The 15,714-nt window shown below is 72.1% G+C and carries 14 protein-coding genes; 5 read left to right on the forward strand and 9 right to left on the reverse strand.

Going from position 1 to position 15,714, the window contains the following annotated elements:
• Positions 1-2: 2 nt before the first annotated feature.
• The 3 genes from ACWPOB_RS06270 to ACWPOB_RS06280 all read right to left on the reverse strand — a co-directional run bounded on the left by ACWPOB_RS06270 (position 3) and on the right by ACWPOB_RS06280 (position 2,912).
• Positions 3-1,196, reverse strand: a complete 1,194-nt coding sequence (locus ACWPOB_RS06270) for an NAD(P)-dependent malic enzyme (RefSeq protein ID WP_455400259.1) — start codon at positions 1,194-1,196, stop codon at positions 3-5.
• A 445-nt stretch (positions 1,197-1,641) separates the two neighbouring features.
• Entirely contained in the window at positions 1,642-2,061 is a 420-nt protein-coding gene (locus ACWPOB_RS06275; RefSeq protein ID WP_455400260.1) for a hypothetical protein, read from the reverse strand.
• Positions 2,058-2,912 (reverse strand): PHP domain-containing protein, encoded by an 855-nt coding sequence (locus tag ACWPOB_RS06280; protein ID WP_100058546.1) that lies wholly within the window; start codon positions 2,910-2,912, stop codon positions 2,058-2,060. The genes ACWPOB_RS06275 and ACWPOB_RS06280 overlap by 4 nt, the downstream gene beginning before the upstream one ends.
• A 122-nt stretch (positions 2,913-3,034) precedes the next feature.
• Here ACWPOB_RS06280 and corA point away from each other — a divergent pair, with 122 nt between their 5' ends.
• The gene (corA, locus tag ACWPOB_RS06285; RefSeq protein WP_455400261.1) at positions 3,035-4,102 is read left to right on the forward strand and encodes a magnesium/cobalt transporter CorA; all 1,068 of its coding nucleotides are present in this window, start codon (positions 3,035-3,037) and stop codon (positions 4,100-4,102) included.
• On the forward strand, positions 4,093-5,907 hold the full coding sequence (locus ACWPOB_RS06290) for a hypothetical protein (protein WP_455400262.1): 1,815 nt from the start codon (positions 4,093-4,095) through the stop codon (positions 5,905-5,907). Before corA ends, ACWPOB_RS06290 begins: the two co-directional genes overlap by 10 nt.
• Positions 5,908-5,916: 9 nt before the next feature.
• Here ACWPOB_RS06290 and ACWPOB_RS06295 read toward each other — a convergent pair whose 3' ends face one another.
• The gene (locus tag ACWPOB_RS06295) at positions 5,917-6,504 is read right to left on the reverse strand and encodes a suppressor of fused domain protein (protein ID WP_100057756.1); all 588 of its coding nucleotides are present in this window, start codon (positions 6,502-6,504) and stop codon (positions 5,917-5,919) included.
• Between the two features lie 94 nt (positions 6,505-6,598).
• Between ACWPOB_RS06295 and ACWPOB_RS06300 the strand changes: the two genes are divergently transcribed.
• Positions 6,599-7,444 carry a ParB N-terminal domain-containing protein gene (locus tag ACWPOB_RS06300; protein ID WP_100057755.1) on the forward strand — a complete coding sequence of 282 codons (846 nt, stop codon included), beginning with the start codon at positions 6,599-6,601 and terminating at the stop codon, positions 7,442-7,444.
• A gap of 189 nt (positions 7,445-7,633) precedes the next feature.
• Positions 7,634-9,337: a RecQ family ATP-dependent DNA helicase gene (locus ACWPOB_RS06305; protein WP_455400263.1), complete on the forward strand. Its 1,704-nt coding sequence runs from the start codon at positions 7,634-7,636 to the stop codon at positions 9,335-9,337.
• Positions 9,338-9,494: 157 nt separating this feature from the next.
• Here the strand turns inward: ACWPOB_RS06305 and ACWPOB_RS06310 are convergent, their stop codons facing one another.
• Together ACWPOB_RS06310 and ACWPOB_RS06315 are read right to left on the reverse strand one after the other, a co-directional pair.
• Positions 9,495-10,028 carry a DUF1360 domain-containing protein gene (locus ACWPOB_RS06310; protein ID WP_006938758.1) on the reverse strand — a complete coding sequence of 178 codons (534 nt, stop codon included), beginning with the start codon at positions 10,026-10,028 and terminating at the stop codon, positions 9,495-9,497.
• Positions 10,029-10,104: 76 nt separating this feature from the next.
• Positions 10,105-11,211, reverse strand: coding sequence for a winged helix DNA-binding domain-containing protein (locus tag ACWPOB_RS06315; protein WP_455400264.1), 1,107 nt, complete (start codon positions 11,209-11,211; stop codon positions 10,105-10,107).
• A gap of 124 nt (positions 11,212-11,335) precedes the next feature.
• On the opposite strand from ACWPOB_RS06315, the gene ACWPOB_RS06320 reads away from it, so the two are divergent.
• A complete protein-coding gene (locus tag ACWPOB_RS06320) occupies positions 11,336-12,856 on the forward strand; it encodes an MFS transporter (protein WP_455400265.1) in 1,521 nt (506 codons plus the stop codon).
• Positions 12,857-12,866: 10 nt separating this feature from the next.
• Here ACWPOB_RS06320 and ACWPOB_RS06325 read toward each other — a convergent pair whose 3' ends face one another.
• Genes ACWPOB_RS06325 through ACWPOB_RS06335 form a run of 3 tightly spaced genes read right to left on the reverse strand, consistent with a single transcriptional unit; the run spans position 12,867 to position 15,713 of the window.
• Positions 12,867-13,679: a hypothetical protein gene (locus ACWPOB_RS06325; RefSeq protein WP_455400266.1), complete on the reverse strand. Its 813-nt coding sequence runs from the start codon at positions 13,677-13,679 to the stop codon at positions 12,867-12,869.
• A 22-nt stretch (positions 13,680-13,701) separates the two neighbouring features.
• On the reverse strand, positions 13,702-14,871 hold the full coding sequence (locus ACWPOB_RS06330; RefSeq protein WP_100057329.1) for an ABC transporter ATP-binding protein: 1,170 nt from the start codon (positions 14,869-14,871) through the stop codon (positions 13,702-13,704).
• Positions 14,872-14,876: 5 nt separating this feature from the next.
• Positions 14,877-15,713 carry a carbohydrate ABC transporter permease gene (locus ACWPOB_RS06335; RefSeq protein WP_100057325.1) on the reverse strand — a complete coding sequence of 279 codons (837 nt, stop codon included), beginning with the start codon at positions 15,711-15,713 and terminating at the stop codon, positions 14,877-14,879.
• Position 15,714 lies beyond the last annotated feature (1 nt).

Below are 15,714 nucleotides of genomic sequence, written 5' to 3' on the forward strand. Positions count from 1 at the left end.
CGTCAGTCGGTGACGCCCTCGGCCCGTGCCGCGGCCGCGACGGCCTCGGCGACGGCGGGCGCCACCCGCGGATCGAGAGGGCTCGGGACGATCTTGTCCACGGCCAACTCGTCACCGACGACCGAGAGGATGGCCTCGGCGGCGGCGAGCTTCATGCCCTCGGTGATGCGCCGGGCACCCGCGTCGAGCGCGCCCTTGAACACACCGGGGAAGGCCAGCACGTTGTTGATCTGGTTCGGGAAGTCGCTGCGGCCGGTCGCGACGATCGCGGCGTGCTTGGCGGCGACCTCGGGGCGGATCTCCGGGTCCGGGTTCGACAGCGCGAACACGATCGCGCCCTCGGCCATCTCCGCGACGATCTCCTCGGGCACCGTGCCGGCCGAGACGCCGATGAACACGTCCGCGCCGTCGAGGGCCTCGATCAGCCCGCCGTGCCGGCCGGCCGGGTTGGTCCGCGCGGCCAGGTCGACCTTGACCTCGTTCAGGTCGGTGCGCTCGCGCGAGACGATGCCCTTCGAGTCCAGCACGGTCACATCGGCCGCGCCGGCGGCGAGCAGGATGTTCGCGACGGCGACGCCGGCGGCACCGGCGCCGGAGATGACGATGCGCAGGCCGGTCAGCTCGCGGCCCTGCACCTTGGCGGCGCCCTTGAGCGCGGCGAGCGCCACGATGGCGGTGCCGTGCTGGTCGTCGTGCATGACCGGGCAGTCCAGCGCCTCGATGACGCGCCGTTCGATCTCGAAGCAGCGCGGGGCGGAGATGTCCTCGAGGTTGACCGCACCGAAGCTCGGGCGCAGCCGGATCAGCGTCTCGACGATCTCGTCGGGATCCTTGGTGTCGAGGACCAGCGGGATCGAGTTCAGGCCCGCGAACTTCTTGAACAGGGCGGACTTGCCCTCCATCACCGGCAGCGACGCGCGCGGGCCGATGTCACCGAGGCCGAGCACCGCCGAACCGTCGGAGACGACCACCACGAGGCGGTTGGTCCAGGTGTAGCGGTCGGCGAGGGTCTCGTCGGCCGCGATCGCGCGGGAAACCTGCGCGACGCCGGGCGTGTAGGCGATCGACAGATCGCGCTGCGTCTCCAGGGGTGCGGTGAGCTCGACGGACAGCTTGCCGTCGATATGGCTGCTGAAGATTTCCTCGTCGGTCAATTCGACCTTCCGGGGGGTAGGTGCATCAGACACGATTGACACGATGACACTCCTGCTCGAGCCGGAACCACTCGGGTGCCGGTTACTGCGAAGTAGCTGCGCGACGGACATCCGGCGCAACGCTTCGCCAAGGACATTTCGGTGAAGCTTCCGGGCGCGATCACGGTTACCGCTGTACAACGCTGTACGACTTCCGGAGCGTGATGGCGCCGAGGCGGGTGAGCCCTGGCGACGAGCCCTCTACAGGGTCTGCCATCTTCGTCCGGCTTCGGGGCGGTGGCACCGACGCCGGATTGAGGAAAAGTTTGCCACCTTCACAACCCAACAATCAAATCGGTATTTCTTGCGAATGTCTCACGTTTTTCCCCGCTCACCTGTGAGTTTGGACAGCCGAGCCGGAATGTCGACCCCGCGATCGGAGCCGTTCCGAGGCAAAAGCCCGAGATGCCGGCCGGTTACCTACCGGTAACGGACGGGGCGCGAAACGTCAGCCCCACCACTGGGTGAACATCAGGACCGCCCCCGTGAGATAGACCACACCGGCGCCCACGGCGGCGGCGAGCCCGCGCCGGCGATCCGCGAACACCTGCGCGGCCGACACGACGACCACCGCGACGACGTGCGCGGACAGCGACGCCGAGCCCGGTCCCGGGAAATCCCGCTTGTCGCCCAGGTACTGCGCCGCCCAGACCACCACCGTCAGGACGATCACCGCGCCGCACACCACGCCCGACAGCGCCCGCAGTCCCCGCACGACGAGCCCGTCCCGCCGCGGCGTCCCGCGACCCGGGCGGGACGGCGCCGCCATGGGAGCGCCGTAGGGGTCGCGGCCGGAGTCGTCCGCGTAGTAGTCGTCGTACTCGTCGGCGCGGTCGTGACGTCGCGCAGGGCGGCCCCAGGTGGTCATCCCGCAAGCACCTCGATCCCGGTGGCACGGGCCGTCAGGGCCTCGAGCGCCCCGGGGTCCGTCGTGTACCGGCCGAGGGGGACAGCCTTGTTGCCGCCGTGGTAGTCGGACGACCCCGTCACGAACAGGTCGAGCTTCGCCGCCATGTCCCGCATGAGCCGCGCGTCGGCCGGATCGTGGTCCGGATGGTCGGCCTCGAGGCCCCCGAGGCCCAGTTCGGCGAGCTCCTCGATGTGGTCGAGCGCAAGCAGCCGCCCGCGCGAACGGGCACGGGCATGCGCCATGACGGTGACGCCGCCGGCCTCGGCGACCATGCGCACGGCGTCCGACAGCGGCGTGTCCGCCTTGGTGACGTAGTAGCGGCCCCGCGACGAGAGCAGGTCTGCGAAGGCGGCGTCGATGCTCGGGACGACACCTGCCTCCACCAGCGCACGCGCCAGGTGGGGTCGGCCGGCCACCGGGCCGGCGGCGGTGACGATCCGTTCGGGGTCGACGGGCAGCCCGTCGTCGGCCATCCGCTCGGCCATCGCCCGGATGCGGGCCACCCGCTCCGCCCGCAGCCGCTCCCGCTCGACTGCGAACGCCTCGTCCCGCGGGTCGAACAGGTACGCGAGCAGGTGCACCGCCACGGGCCGGCCGTCCTCGCCGCGTCCGGTGCACGACATCTCCATGCCGCGGATCAGCCGCAGTCCCCCGGGCAGGGCGTCGGCCGCAGCGTCCCAGCCGGCGGTGGTGTCGTGGTCGGTCAGGGCGACGACGTCGAGCCCGGCCTCGGCGGCGGCGCGGACGAGCCCCGCCGGGGTGTCGGTCCCGTCGGAGGCGAGCGAGTGGGCATGCAGGTCGATACGCACCCCACCAGTGTGTCAGGTGCCGTCGCGCAGCCCCGGCGGACGGCCCGGGGCGGGTTAGCATGACGCTGTGACCGCCCGGACGGCCCGGTGCGGGCCGGAGCGTGCCGCGCGGAAGGGAACCGATGCCGAACCTGCCCTCGCACTCGTCGCGACGGACCGGCGCCGCGGCGCCCGCCCTGCGGATCCCCGCCGAGCGGGCCGTCGTGGACTGCGCCGTCTACGTCGACGGCATGCGGCTGCCGGGCCGTTACGCCCACGGCGCGGCGCTCGCGGAGGTGCGGCGGCGCGGCGCCGGCTTCGTGTGGCTCGGCCTGCACGAGCCCGACGAACAGCAGATGACGAGCGTGGGCCGCACGTTCGGCCTGCACGAGCTGACTGTCGAGGACGCGGTGCACGCGCATCAGCGGCCCAAGCTCGAGCGCTACGACGACGTGACGTTCCTGGTGCTGCGGACCGTGAACTACGTCGAGCACGAGTCGGTGACCACGACCAAGGAGATCGTCGAGACCGGCGAGATCATGCTCTTCTGCGGCCGGGACTTCGTGGTGAGCGTCCGCCACGGCGACCACTCGGCGCTGGCGGACGTGCGGCATCGGCTCGAGGCAGCCCCGGAGCGGCTGGCACTGGGTCCGTCGTCGGTGCTGCACGCGGTCGCCGACCATGTCGTGGACTCGTACCTCGCCGTGGTCGACGCCGTGCAGCCGGACATGGACGACCTCGAGGAACTGGTGTTCACGCCCGACACCCGCATCGCGGTGGAGCAGATCTATCTGCTCAAGCGGGAGATCGTGGAGTTGCGGCGGGCGGTGCTCCCCCTCGCGGCGCCGCTGCGCCAGCTGACCCGCGGCGCGGGCAATCCGGTGCCCAAGGAGGTGCGGCGCTACTTCCGGGACGTCGCCGACCATCACACCAAGGTGGCCGAGCGCATCGCGGACTACGACGAGACGCTGAGCACTCTCGTCGATGCCGCGATCGCGAAGGTGACGGTGCAGCAGAACACCGACATGCGCCGGATCTCGGCATGGGTGGCGATCGCGGCCGTACCCACGATGATCGCCGGGATCTACGGGATGAACTTCGACAACATGCCCGAACTGCACTGGGAGCACGGATACTTCGTGGTCATCGGGGCCATCGTCGCGATCACCGTCGGCCTGTTCGTCACGTTCCGCCGCAACAAATGGCTCTGATCACCGCGGCCCGGGAGCGCCTCGCGCCGGTCTCCCCCGACGGGCGCACACCCGGCCCGGCGGTGCTCGCGGCGGCACTCGTCCTGGTCGCCCTGCAGCTGACGGTGCGCTCGCTGCTCGCCTTCCGCGGGGAGTTCTATTGGGACGACCTGATTCTGGTCGGACGCTCGGGCATGCACCCGCTGTTGTCGTTCGAACTCCTCGGCTACGACCACGACGGCCATCTCATGCCGGGCGGGTTCCTGGTGGCCGGCGTCGTCACGGCCCTCGCGCCGCTGCAGTGGTGGCCCGCAGCGCTGACGCTCGTGGCCGGCCAGGCGCTGGCGTCGCTGGCCGTGCTGCGCGTGCTGTGGTTGCTGCTGGGGCCGCGGCCGGCGCTGCTCGGCCCACTGCTGTTCTACCTGTTCACTCCCCTGACGCTGCCGTCGTTCGCGTGGTGGGCGGCGGGGCTGAATTCGCTGCCGCTGCAGGCGGCCCTGGCGTGGGTGGCCGGCGACGCGATCCGGCTGGTGCGCACCGGCCGGATCCGCTACGCGCTGAGCGGGACGGCGGTCACCGTCGTCGCGCTGCTGTTCTTCGAGAAGTCGGTGCTGGTGCCGGCGGTGGCCTTCGCGACCGTCGCCCTGATGTACCGGCTGGACGGCCGCCGCCGGCCGGTGCGCACCGCGGCGGTGCGCGGGGCGCCGCTGTGGCTCGGCTCGGCGCTCGCCCTCGCCGGGTGGGCGGCCGCCTACCTGTCTCTGGTGGAGCCCCGGTTCGGGGCGCCCACGGCCGACATGGTGCGCGGGCTGACGCACCACGGCGTCTCGTTCGGGGTGCTGCCGACCCTGCTGGGCGGGCCGTGGCGATGGGACCGCTGGAATCCGGGCCCGCCGTGGGCGGATCCGCCGGCCGGGCTGGTCGTGGCGGCCTGGGCGGCGGTGCTCGCCGTCCTGGTGTGGTCACTGCGGCGGCACCGGCGCACGGGCTGGGTGTGGGTCGCGACGGCCGCCTATGTGGCGGCCTCGACGGCCGCGATGATCAGCACCCGCTTCGGCCCGGACACGACGTACGAACTGGCGCAGACCCTGCGCTACCACACCGACACGGCCGTCGTCGTCGCGATCGCCGCGGCACTGATCCTGCGCGCTCCGTCGCGCGGCGACGCGCCACCCGCACAACCGGCCCGGCGGATCGTCGCGGCCGGGTGCGCGGTCACCTTCGCGGCGAGCAGCCTGTGGTCGACGGCGACGTTCGCCCGCACCTGGGCCGACAACCCCACCGGCGCGTACCTGGCCGCCGCGAAGTCCGCGCTCACCGCGCGGCCGGACGTGCCGATCCTCGATCACCCCGTCTCGGTGTGGGTGCTCCTGCCGGTCACCCACCCCCACAATCTGCTCAGCCGCGTGTTCTCGCCGCTGCCGGGACGCGCCGAGATCGGCGCCGTCACCACCGAACTACAGGTGCTCGACGACGACGGACGGCTGGTGCCGGCGGGGCTCGTCCCGGTGCGGCACGTGCTGCCCGGGCCGGTGCCCGACTGCGGGCATCTGCTCACCGCGTCGACGACGACCGTGCTCCCCGCCGACACCGCGCTGGTGGGCGGGGAATGGACGGTGCAGCTGAACTACCGTGCGTCCGCGGACGGCGAGATCGAGGTGGGCTTCCCCGCCGCGCCGCGGGTGCGGGTGCCGGTCACCGCGGGACTGGGCACGGTGTACGCGCGGGTCCCGGGCGCGGGCACCGGGCTGCAGGCCCGCTCCACGTCGGCCGGGCTCGACGTCTGCCTCGCCGGCGGCCCGATCGGGGTCGTCGTGCCCCGCTGACGGCGCGATTCACATGCGGGCCGGGGCGCGGTTCGGGTCCCGCACGTCGATGCCGGCCTCCGACCACGCCTCGCGCAACGCATCGCCGCCGCGCAACCGCTTCCACGCGGCCTCGGTGCCGGTCAGCGGTATCACCTCGAAGAACCGCACCGGGTCGGCGGGCTCGGGCAGCACCAGGTCGGGGACGTCGCTCGGCTCGAGCATCACCGCGGTGAAGGTGGCGCCCTGCCACAGCGGCTCCCCCAGGTCGAGCAGGGCGTCGTCGGTGAGGACGACGCCCTCCACCGCGGGCAGGGCCGCGAGTGTCGCGAGCGTGCGGACCAGTCCCGGGAGACTGCCGCTGAGGCCGCGCACGCTGAGGATCAGCTCGGCGCGCGGCCCGCGGGTCGGGTCGGCGACCGTCGCGGTGGGGTCGCCCATCGGGTGCCGCGAACACCCCAGGGTCGCGAACCGCACCAGGTCCGGCTGTTCCACGCGGAAGCGCAGCACCTCGATGGGTTCGAGGCCGAGGAACGTCACGGACGCCGTCTCCGGCTCACCGCCCCCGAGGCGGGCGCTGAGATGGGCACGGACGGCGGGCAGCACGGCGTCGATCACCCCTGCAATGTAGACCCGAGGCGGGTCCCGCGCCGCCGGTGCGGCCTGCGCCGATCCGGCCGACCGGAACCCCGCCCGCCGGTACCGTCGTGTAATGGTGCGAGACACCGGCTTCCCCGGCGCCGACGCCGGCGACGACTTCTCCCGGCAGCGGCGGCGCGCCGAGTACGCGCGGCTGATCACGTGGCTGCGCCGCGAACCCGAGGACGTCAACGCCGTGCTGCCGTTCGACGCCGTGGTGCGGGCCCTCGGCCGGGTCGGGGAACGGCGCCTGGGCCTGCAGAGCATCGACGTGGCCTCGATCGTCGGCAGCGTGGACCGCACCGAGGACTTCGACCGGCGGTTCCGGCCCACGTCGGCGCGGCTGCGCCAGCGGTGGGAGAAGCTGGCCACGGCCCGCCGCCGGGGCGAGGCGGTGCCACCGATCACGGTGTACCGCATCGGGACGATGCATTTCGTGGTGGACGGGCACCACCGCGTCTCCATCGCCTACGCCCGCGGTGACGCGACCATCGACGCCTACGTGACCGAGATCGTCACCCGGATCTCGCCGGAGGGCGTGACCCAGCACTCGGACCTGATGCGCAAGGACCATTACCGGATGTTCCTCAGCCGGGTGCCGCTCACCGGCAGCCGGCGTGATGCGGTGACCGTCCGGGACCCGTGGGACTACGCGGAACTGGCCGAGTGCATCGAGGCGTGGGGCTTCCGGCTCATGCAGGAGCGCGGCGAGTTCCTCACCCGCGACGTGGTGGCGCAGCGGTGGTTCGACGAGGAGTTCGTACCGGTGGTCGACATGGTGCGGGCGGCGGGGATGCTGCGCACCCGCACCGACGCCGAGGCGTATCTGTGGCTGGCCGGCGAACGGTACCGGCTGGTGCGGCGGCACGTGTGGAACGAGGAGATCATCGAGCGGCTGCGTCGGCGGGCCCCGCGGTGAGCGCACGCCGGCCGGTTTGATCCCGGGGCGCCGGAGGTATCCCCGGGCAGCCACCGAGGGCGCCCACCGAACGCCCGGGTGCCTCGGGCCGGTCGAGAAGCGTGCCGGCGCCGGTCCGCGCTGGGGTTGGGGACCCCATGCGCTCCGTACCCTGGTCGGGAGGACCGGGCCCACGACAGGAGGACACGCTTGACGGCGACCGTGCAGGACGCAGCCGACACGACCGGACCGCATGACATCCGCGCCGAGCTACGGGCGGCCGCGCGCCGCGTGTTCGGCTGGGAGGAACTGCGTCCCGGCCAGCTCGACGCGATGGAACCGCTGGTGCGGGGCCGGGACGTGCTCGCGGTGATGGCCACCGGATCGGGCAAGTCGGCGATCTACCAGGTGCCGGCGTTGCTGATCGAGGGCACGACCCTGGTGATCTCCCCGCTCATCGCGCTGCAGAACGATCAGATCGCAGGTCTCGACGCCACCTCGGCGCCGGACGCGGTCGCGATCAATTCCCGGCAGCGGGTCTCGGAGACCGCGGCCGCGTGGGAAACGATCCGTGAGCGCACCGTGGAGTACGTCTTCCTGGCGCCGGAGCAGCTCGCCAACGACGAGGTGGTGGCCCGTCTCGCCGACGCGCACGTCTCCCTCGTGGTGGTCGACGAGGCGCACTGTGTGTCCGCGTGGGGCCACGACTTCCGGCCCGACTACCTGCGCCTGGGCGACGCGCTCGACCGGCTCGGCCGGCCCCCGGTGGTGGCGCTCACGGCCACCGCGTCGCCGCCGGTGCGGCAGGAGATCGTCGAGGAGCTGCGCCTGCGCGACCCGGTGGTGATCGCCAGCGGATTCGATCGGCCCAACATCGACCTGGCCGTCGAGCGGTACACGACCGACGCCGAGAAACGCCGGGCGGTGATCGAGACGGTCTCCGGACTCGAGACGCCCGGGCTGCTGTACACCGCGACGCGCAAGGACGCCGAGCTCTATGCGGCCGAACTGGCCGAACGGGGGCTGCGGGCGGCCGCGTACCACGCCGGCCTGCCGTCGGCCACGCGCGAGCGGGTTCACCACGGGTTCCTCGACGGCGAGTACGAGGTGGTGGTGGCGACCTCCGCGTTCGGCATGGGCATCGACAAGCCCGACGTGCGGTTCGTCGCGCACGCCTCCGCGCCGGATTCCGTGGACAGCTACTACCAGCAGATCGGCCGGGCCGGGCGCGACGGACTGGAGGCGAAGGCGCTGCTGTTCTACCGGCCCGAGGACCTCTCGCTCGCGAAGTTCTTCACGACCCACCGCCCGGACGAGGAACTGCTCGGCCGGGCGTTCACCGCGCTGCGGCGCGCGAAGGCCCCGACCCGACTGAAAGACCTACGCGCCGAACTGGATACCCGCGGCCGGACCCTGACCAACGCGGTCAATCTGCTCGAACGGGCCGGGGTGGTCTCGTCGGGACGCAAGGGGTTCACCGCACGCACCGTCGAGGTGGAGATCGCCGTCCGGCGCGCGGCGGAGGTGGCCGCGACGGGCGAACGGATGGACCGCTCCCGCGTGGAGATGATGCGCGGCTACGCCGAAACCCGCGGCTGCCGAAGGCAGTTCCTGCTCGGGTACTTCGGCGAGTCGCTGCCCGAACCGTGCGGCCACTGCGACTGCTGCCGCGAGGGGATCCCCGAGATCCGGCCCGAGCCGGCGAATCATGCTCGTCACGAATCGATTCCGCTGCACACCCGGGTCGTGCACGCGCAGTGGGGCGCCGGCGAGGTGATGAGCGCGGAGGTGGACCGGATCACCGTGCTGTTCGACGGGTACGGCTACCGCACCCTCTCGCTCGAGGCGGTCGAGGAGCACGATCTGCTGCGCTCCGAGAACTCGGAGCCCGAGCCGGAGCCCGACATCGCCTGACGTCCCCCAGGCGGGCCGGGCGGATGCGCCCGGTAAATCCGCCCGCGACTTCGGAATCCGCCCACGCCGCAGCGCGGGCGGATTCCGAACCGGCGCGTGGATCCTGCACGGCCCGTCCTGCCCGAGACGGCAACAGGGCAGCGGCGGGCGGCGGCACTCACCCGACGCTCTGCTGCGCCTTCGCGTAGGCGAACTGCAGGAAGTCCGCGCCGGCCAGGGCGGCGAACAGCCCGGCGACGAGCCGCGTCGGGCGCGGCGCGAAGACCATCCCGATCGTGAAGAAGGTCGCCACCCAGACGTCGAAGCAGAACGGGCAGGTGAGCAGCTCCCCGAGGCTGTGCCGCAGGGTGTTCGTTCCGCGCACCTCCTCCGTCACCTCGGCGGGGCCGCCCCGTCCCGTGTACCGGGTGAAGGGCGCCCGCAGGGGGCTGGTCACCGCGTCCTTCGTGACCGTCCGCGACAGCTTGTGCGTGCCCAGGGCGAGCACGATCAGGTCCTCACCGCTCAACCGGTCGGGCAGCCGCCGGCCGGTCACCAGCGCGCCGATCACGGCGACGGTGACGAGCGTGCTGTACCCGGCAAGGACCGTCGCGTACCCACGCATCGGGAGGTCCTCCCCCGCCGTGTATTCGCGGGCGTGCCTGCGGGCGGTCTCCGCGAGGTCGAGGGACGTGTCGGTCTGATTGCTCATCTGCTGCTCCTGCGGGTAGTTCGGTCCGCCCGCCGGATACCCCGTCCCCGGGCAGGCCACGCCTGCCGTCGCGCGCCTACTGTTCGACGAACCGCACCTCGTGCGTTTCGGCGGTCGCGGCAGCGAATCTCGTCAGTCGCAGGCCTTCCTTCTCGACGGCCGCGCGCCGGGTGGCGGTCAGGCGCTGCCACGGGGTCACCTCGAGCACGGCCGAGGTCTTCGTGACGGTGAGGTTCGCGGCCCCGGCGACCGTCCCGTCGACGAGGAGGGTCGAGCGCACGATGCCGTTCTGCGTCATGATCCGGCGACGGTGCTCGTCGGGGACGATCCGGGTCCGGTCGGCGTGCGAGAGCAGCACGTTGTCGTAGGGCGCGAGGATCCGCGCCGGCGCCGGCGTCGCCGGATCGGGTCGCGGGGCGTCGGGCAGGTCGAACACCTCGACGCCGTTCTCGTCACGGAACACCTCGAGCGACGGACGCAACCGCTCGAAGACCTCCCCGAGCCGCGTCAACCCCGACCAGGTCTGCGCGTCGCGCACGCTCGCCGGCCCGAACGCGGCGAGGTATCGCCGGAGGACGACGGCCGGGTCCGCCCGTGCCGGACCGCGACCGATCCACTCGTCGAGCGGCGTGAGTCTCGGCTGCCCGGAGCGCCCCCACAGTCCCCGCGGCGGCACCTGCACCAGCGGAAGCAGGTTCCGCAGCCCGTAGGCGAGCGCGGCCGGGTCGCGGCCGGGGAACCGCTCGGCGAGCAGCGGGCGCAGCTCCTGCAGGCTGCGCGGGCCGTCGCGGAGCAGGTCGCGCCCCGCGGCGGTGAGCTCGCGCAGATCCAGCCCCGCCAGCCCGGCGGCGTACTGGGTGTTGGTGGTCAGGTCCCGGTCCAGCAGCGGCTGGATCCAGTCCCGCAGGGCCACCGCGTCGGCCGCCGAGACGGCGAACACCGTGCCGCGCATGAGCACGATGCGCACCACGGTGCGTGATTCGAGCAGGTCGGCGAGGGCCGTCGGCCGGAACCGCCGCAACCGGGCCCACAGCGCGAAGTAGGGCGGGGTCGGCGCCTGGGCCTGCACGCCCAGCAGATGTTCGACCAGGTCGATCGCGGGCAGGTCGCCGCGGCGCAGCAGGTGCTGCCGGGCGAGGGTGGCGCGGCCGAGCGCGCGAGCGGTGAGGGTGCGCGGCGTCACGGGGACACCCTGCCACGGCGGTCCGACGGCGGCCTGGGTTTCGCATGCGCCTGGACGGCGAGACCGAGCGTCCGGTAGATGTTTAGTTGAATTTAGTTTCATGTTGCAGCGTCGAGGAGAGCCGATGTCCGATCCGAGAGGTGCGCGGCTGCTGGTTCCCGTGCTGTGCTTCATCATCACCACGATCGCCGTGATGCAGACGTCCGTGGTGCCGATCGTCGGCACCATCCGCGACCAACTGGGCGTGAGCACGACCGCCGCCGGCTGGGTGCTGACCGCGAACCTGCTCGCCGCCGCCGTCACCACGCCGCTGCTGGGCCGCCTGGCCGACCTGCGCGGCAAACGCCCGATTCTGCTCACCGTCCTCGTCGTGGTGCTCGTCGGCTCGCTGCTGTGCGCCGCCACGGACTCGTTCGCGCTCCTGCTGATCGGCCGGGTACTGCAGGGCGTGTCGTTCGCGTTGTTCCCCGTCGGCATCGCCGTGCTGCGCGCCGAACTGCCGCCGCAGCGGCTGATCGGCGCGATGGGCCTGTTCTCGGGCACGCTCGGCGTGGGCGGTGCGATCGGCATGGTGCTCACCGGCCTGATGGTCTCGGGCGGCGACTACCGCCGGGTGTTCTGGCTGGTGGCGGCGTTCAACGTCGTCGCGTTGCTGAGCGCCTTCCTCGTCGTGCCGAAGCGACGGCGGGCCGAGGGAGGCCGGATCGACTGGCTCGGCGCGGCCCTGCTCGCCGTCGGTCTGGCGCTGGTGCTGCTGGCCCTGTCCGAGGGCGGAACGTGGGGGTGGGCGGCGCCGCCCACCGTCGCGAGCGCCGCCCTCGGCCTGGCCGTGCTCGCCGGGTGGTTCCTCTTCGAACGGCACATCGACGAGCCGCTCGTGCCGCCGCGGATGCTCACCCACCGGCCGGTGTTCGTGGTGCACGGCGCCGCGTTCCTCGTCGGCATGGCCATGTTCGTCAGCTTCCTCGCCACCGCGTACTTCGTGCAGACACCGCCCGCCGTCGCCGGATACGGGTTCGGCGCCACCGTGCTCGAGGCGACCGCGGTGTACATGCTCCCGGGCGCGCTCGTCGGTGTGGTCGCCGCGGCACTGGCGGGCCGGCTCATCCACCGGTTCGACGCCCGCTGGGTGCTGATCGGAGCGTGCGTTCTCGGGATCGCCGGCTTCGCCCTGGTGGCGGTCGTGCACGACCGGAGCTGGCAGCTGATCGTCTCCGGCATCCTCGTCACCACCTTCGTCAGTCTCGCCTATGCGGCGCTGCCGGCGCTCCTCGTCGCCGAGGTGCGCCCCGATCAGACCGGGGTCGCGAACAGCATCAATTCCATCGCCCGCACGGCGGGCAGCTCGCTCAGCAGCGCGGTGGTGACGACATTGCTGGCCACGCTGACCGTCGCCGGGACCGGCGGCGTTGTCCGCGAGAGCGCGTTCGTCGCGGCGTTCGTGCTGGGCGCCGCGGCCGCGGCCGCCGCGGCGGTGCTCGTTCTCGTCGGCGGGCAACCGGCGACGCGTCCGCTCAGCGACCGCGAGGAGGACGAGGTGGAGGCGACGGCCCTCGCCGCCGAATGGGGATCGGTGTCCGGTCTCGCCGCCACGCCCGTCGTCGCGGACGAACAGGCCGACGCCGCCGCGGCACGTCGGGGCTGATCGGGCGACGTCAGTCCTGCTCCCGCAGCGCGCGCACCGCCTCCTCCGCCTGCCGCGCCGCGTCCTCGGCCTTCGCGGCGTCCTCGTCGGCCGACCGGGCGGTGCGTCGCGCGAACTCGCGCCGCTGTTCCACCCGGCTCAGCTCCTCGCGCAACCGCGCGACGTGCTCGTCGAGTTCCTCGACCGCCGCGAGTGCCCGTGCCGCCACCGACTGCGCCTCGTCGGCGGTGTTCTGCGCCGCCTCCGCCTCGGCGACGGCGGTCTCCAGGGCGGCGGCGCGCCGGGTGCGCTCGGCCTCTTCCGCCTCGGTGTCCGTCCGTGCCGGCGGGGGCGGGACGACCGACAACCCCACCGGGCCGAAGCCGCTGTAGTCCAGGGGCGCCTCGAGCCGGCCCCCGCGCACCTGCTCGGCCAGATCGGCGTCGGCGAGGGCGGCGTGCAGGGTCTGGCCGACCTCGCGCAGGGCCGCCTCCGACGCCCGCCGGCCGTGCTCGGCGGCGAGGCGGGCCGCGGCCTTCTCGAGCGCACCGATCACCCGCCGTCGCTGCGTGGACAGCCGCCGCAGCTCGGGCCCGGAGAGCTGACGCTGCGCGGAGCGCAGGGCTTCGCCGAGCCCGAGCAGGGCCGTGACCTCCGCGGACTTCTCGCGGACGAGCATGTTCACCAGCCAGGCCGACACGGTCGGCTTGCGCAGCCGGCCGACGGCCGCCGCGAGCTCGCGGTCTCCGGCCTCACGGGCGCGGGCGACGTGCTCGCTGCGGGCCGCGGTGAACTCGCCCGGATCGAGCCCGTACAGCTCGTCGGCGATGTCGTCGAGGTCCACCGGCCTACTATGCACCGCTCGGTCAGAGGGTGATGTTCTCCCCCGTCGCCTGGTCGAAGAGGGCGATCTTCGCCGGATCGAACCACAGCTGGACGGGCCGGCCCTTCGCGACGCCGGACTCGGCGGGCAGCCGCGCGACCATCGACCCGCCGGCGAGGTCTGCGACGCCGACGTCGGCCGCCAGGTCGTCGAGGTCGCTCGAATGCAGGTCCGGGGACTCGACGGTGAAGTACGCGTACTTGTCCGACCCCATCGATTCGAGCACGTCGACGTCCACGGTGAAGGTCGTGCCCTGCTCACGCTGGGCCGGGTCCAGGAGCGTGGCGTCCTCGAAGTGTTCGGGCCGGACGCCGACGACGACGTCACGTCCCGGATTGTGCTTCTGCACGGCCGCCCACCGCTCGGCCGGCAGCGTGAAGTCGCCGATCACGGTGCGCACGCCGTCCGACTCGAGCTGGCCGGCCAGGAAGTTCATCGACGGAGAGCCGATGAATCCGGCCACGAACAGGTTCTTCGGCCGGTCGTAGAGCTCCTGGGGCGCGCCGATCTGCTGCACCAGCCCGCCGCGGAGGACGACCACCCGGTCCCCGAGGGTCATCGCCTCGGTCTGATCGTGGGTGACGTACACCGTGGTGGTGCCCAGCCGCTTCTGGAGGCGGGCGATCTCGGTGCGCATCTGCACCCGCAGCTTGGCATCGAGGTTGGACAGCGGCTCGTCCATGAGGAACGCCTTGGGGTTGCGCACGATCGCGCGGCCCATCGCCACCCGCTGACGCTGCCCGCCGGACAGATTCGACGGTTTGCGGTCGAGATGGTCCGTCAGGTCGAGGATCTTGGCGGCCTCGGTGACCTTCCGCTCGATCTCGTCCTTGGGCGTCTTGGCGAGGGTGAGCGGGAAGGCGATGTTCTCCCGCACCGTCATGTGCGGGTACAGCGCGTACGACTGGAACACCATCGCGATGTCCCGGTCCTTGGGCGCCTTCTCGTTGACCCGCTCGCCGCCGATGCGCAACTCGCCGGAGGAGATGTCCTCGAGCCCGGCGATCATGTTCAGCGTCGTCGACTTCCCGCAGCCCGAGGGACCGACCAGGATGATGAACTCGCCGTCGGCGATCGTCACGTCCACGTCGCTGACCGCCTTCGCCCCGTCGGGGTAGAGCTTGGTCACCTTGTCCAGCACGATTTCAGCCATCTGGGTCATCCCTTCACTGCGCCGGACGTCAGGCCGGCCACGATGCGACGTTGGAAGATCAGCACGAACACGATGATCGGGATGGTGATGATCACCGCGGCCGCCGCGATCGAGCCGGTCGGCTCCTCGAACTGCGAGGCCCCGGTGAAGTTGGCGATCGCCGCGGGCGCGGTGATGGACCGCTCGGTGGAGGTCAGCGAGATCGCGAACAACAGGTCGTTCCAGCAGAAGATGAACACCAGGATCGCGGCGGTGACGATGCCCGGCGCCGCCAGCGGCGCCACCACCTTCCGGAACGCCTGCCCGGGTGTGGCGCCGTCCATCTTGGCGGCCTTCTCGAGCTCCCACGGGATCTCCTTGAAGAACGCCGAGAGCGTGTAGATCGCCAGGGGCAGGGAGAAGGTGATGTACGGGATGATCAGGCCGGCCCACGTGTCGAACAGCCCGAGTTTGCGGATGATGTCGAAGAGCGGGCTGACGAGGGAGATCTGCGGGAACATCGCGATCAGCAGCGCCACGCCGACGAGGATCTTCTTGCCCGGGAAGTCGAGCCGCGCGATGGCGTAGGCCGCCATGGTGCCGATGACCACCGCGACCACCGTCGCGATCAGCCCGATACCGATGGAATTGATCAGGGCGCTGGTGAACGCGTCGGTGCGGAAGATCCCGCGGTAGTTGTCGAGCGTCCACTCCCGGGGAATGAACCGGCCGTCCTTGATGGTGCCGGCCGGCTTGAACGACAGGCTGGCGATCCACACGACGGGGATCAGCGCGTACAGCAGGACGAGCAGGTTCACCACCGACCAGCTCAGCTTGCGGCGCGGGGTCTCGGTCGTCGTCATG

Source organism: Rhodococcus sp. 2H158, assembly GCF_053764755.1.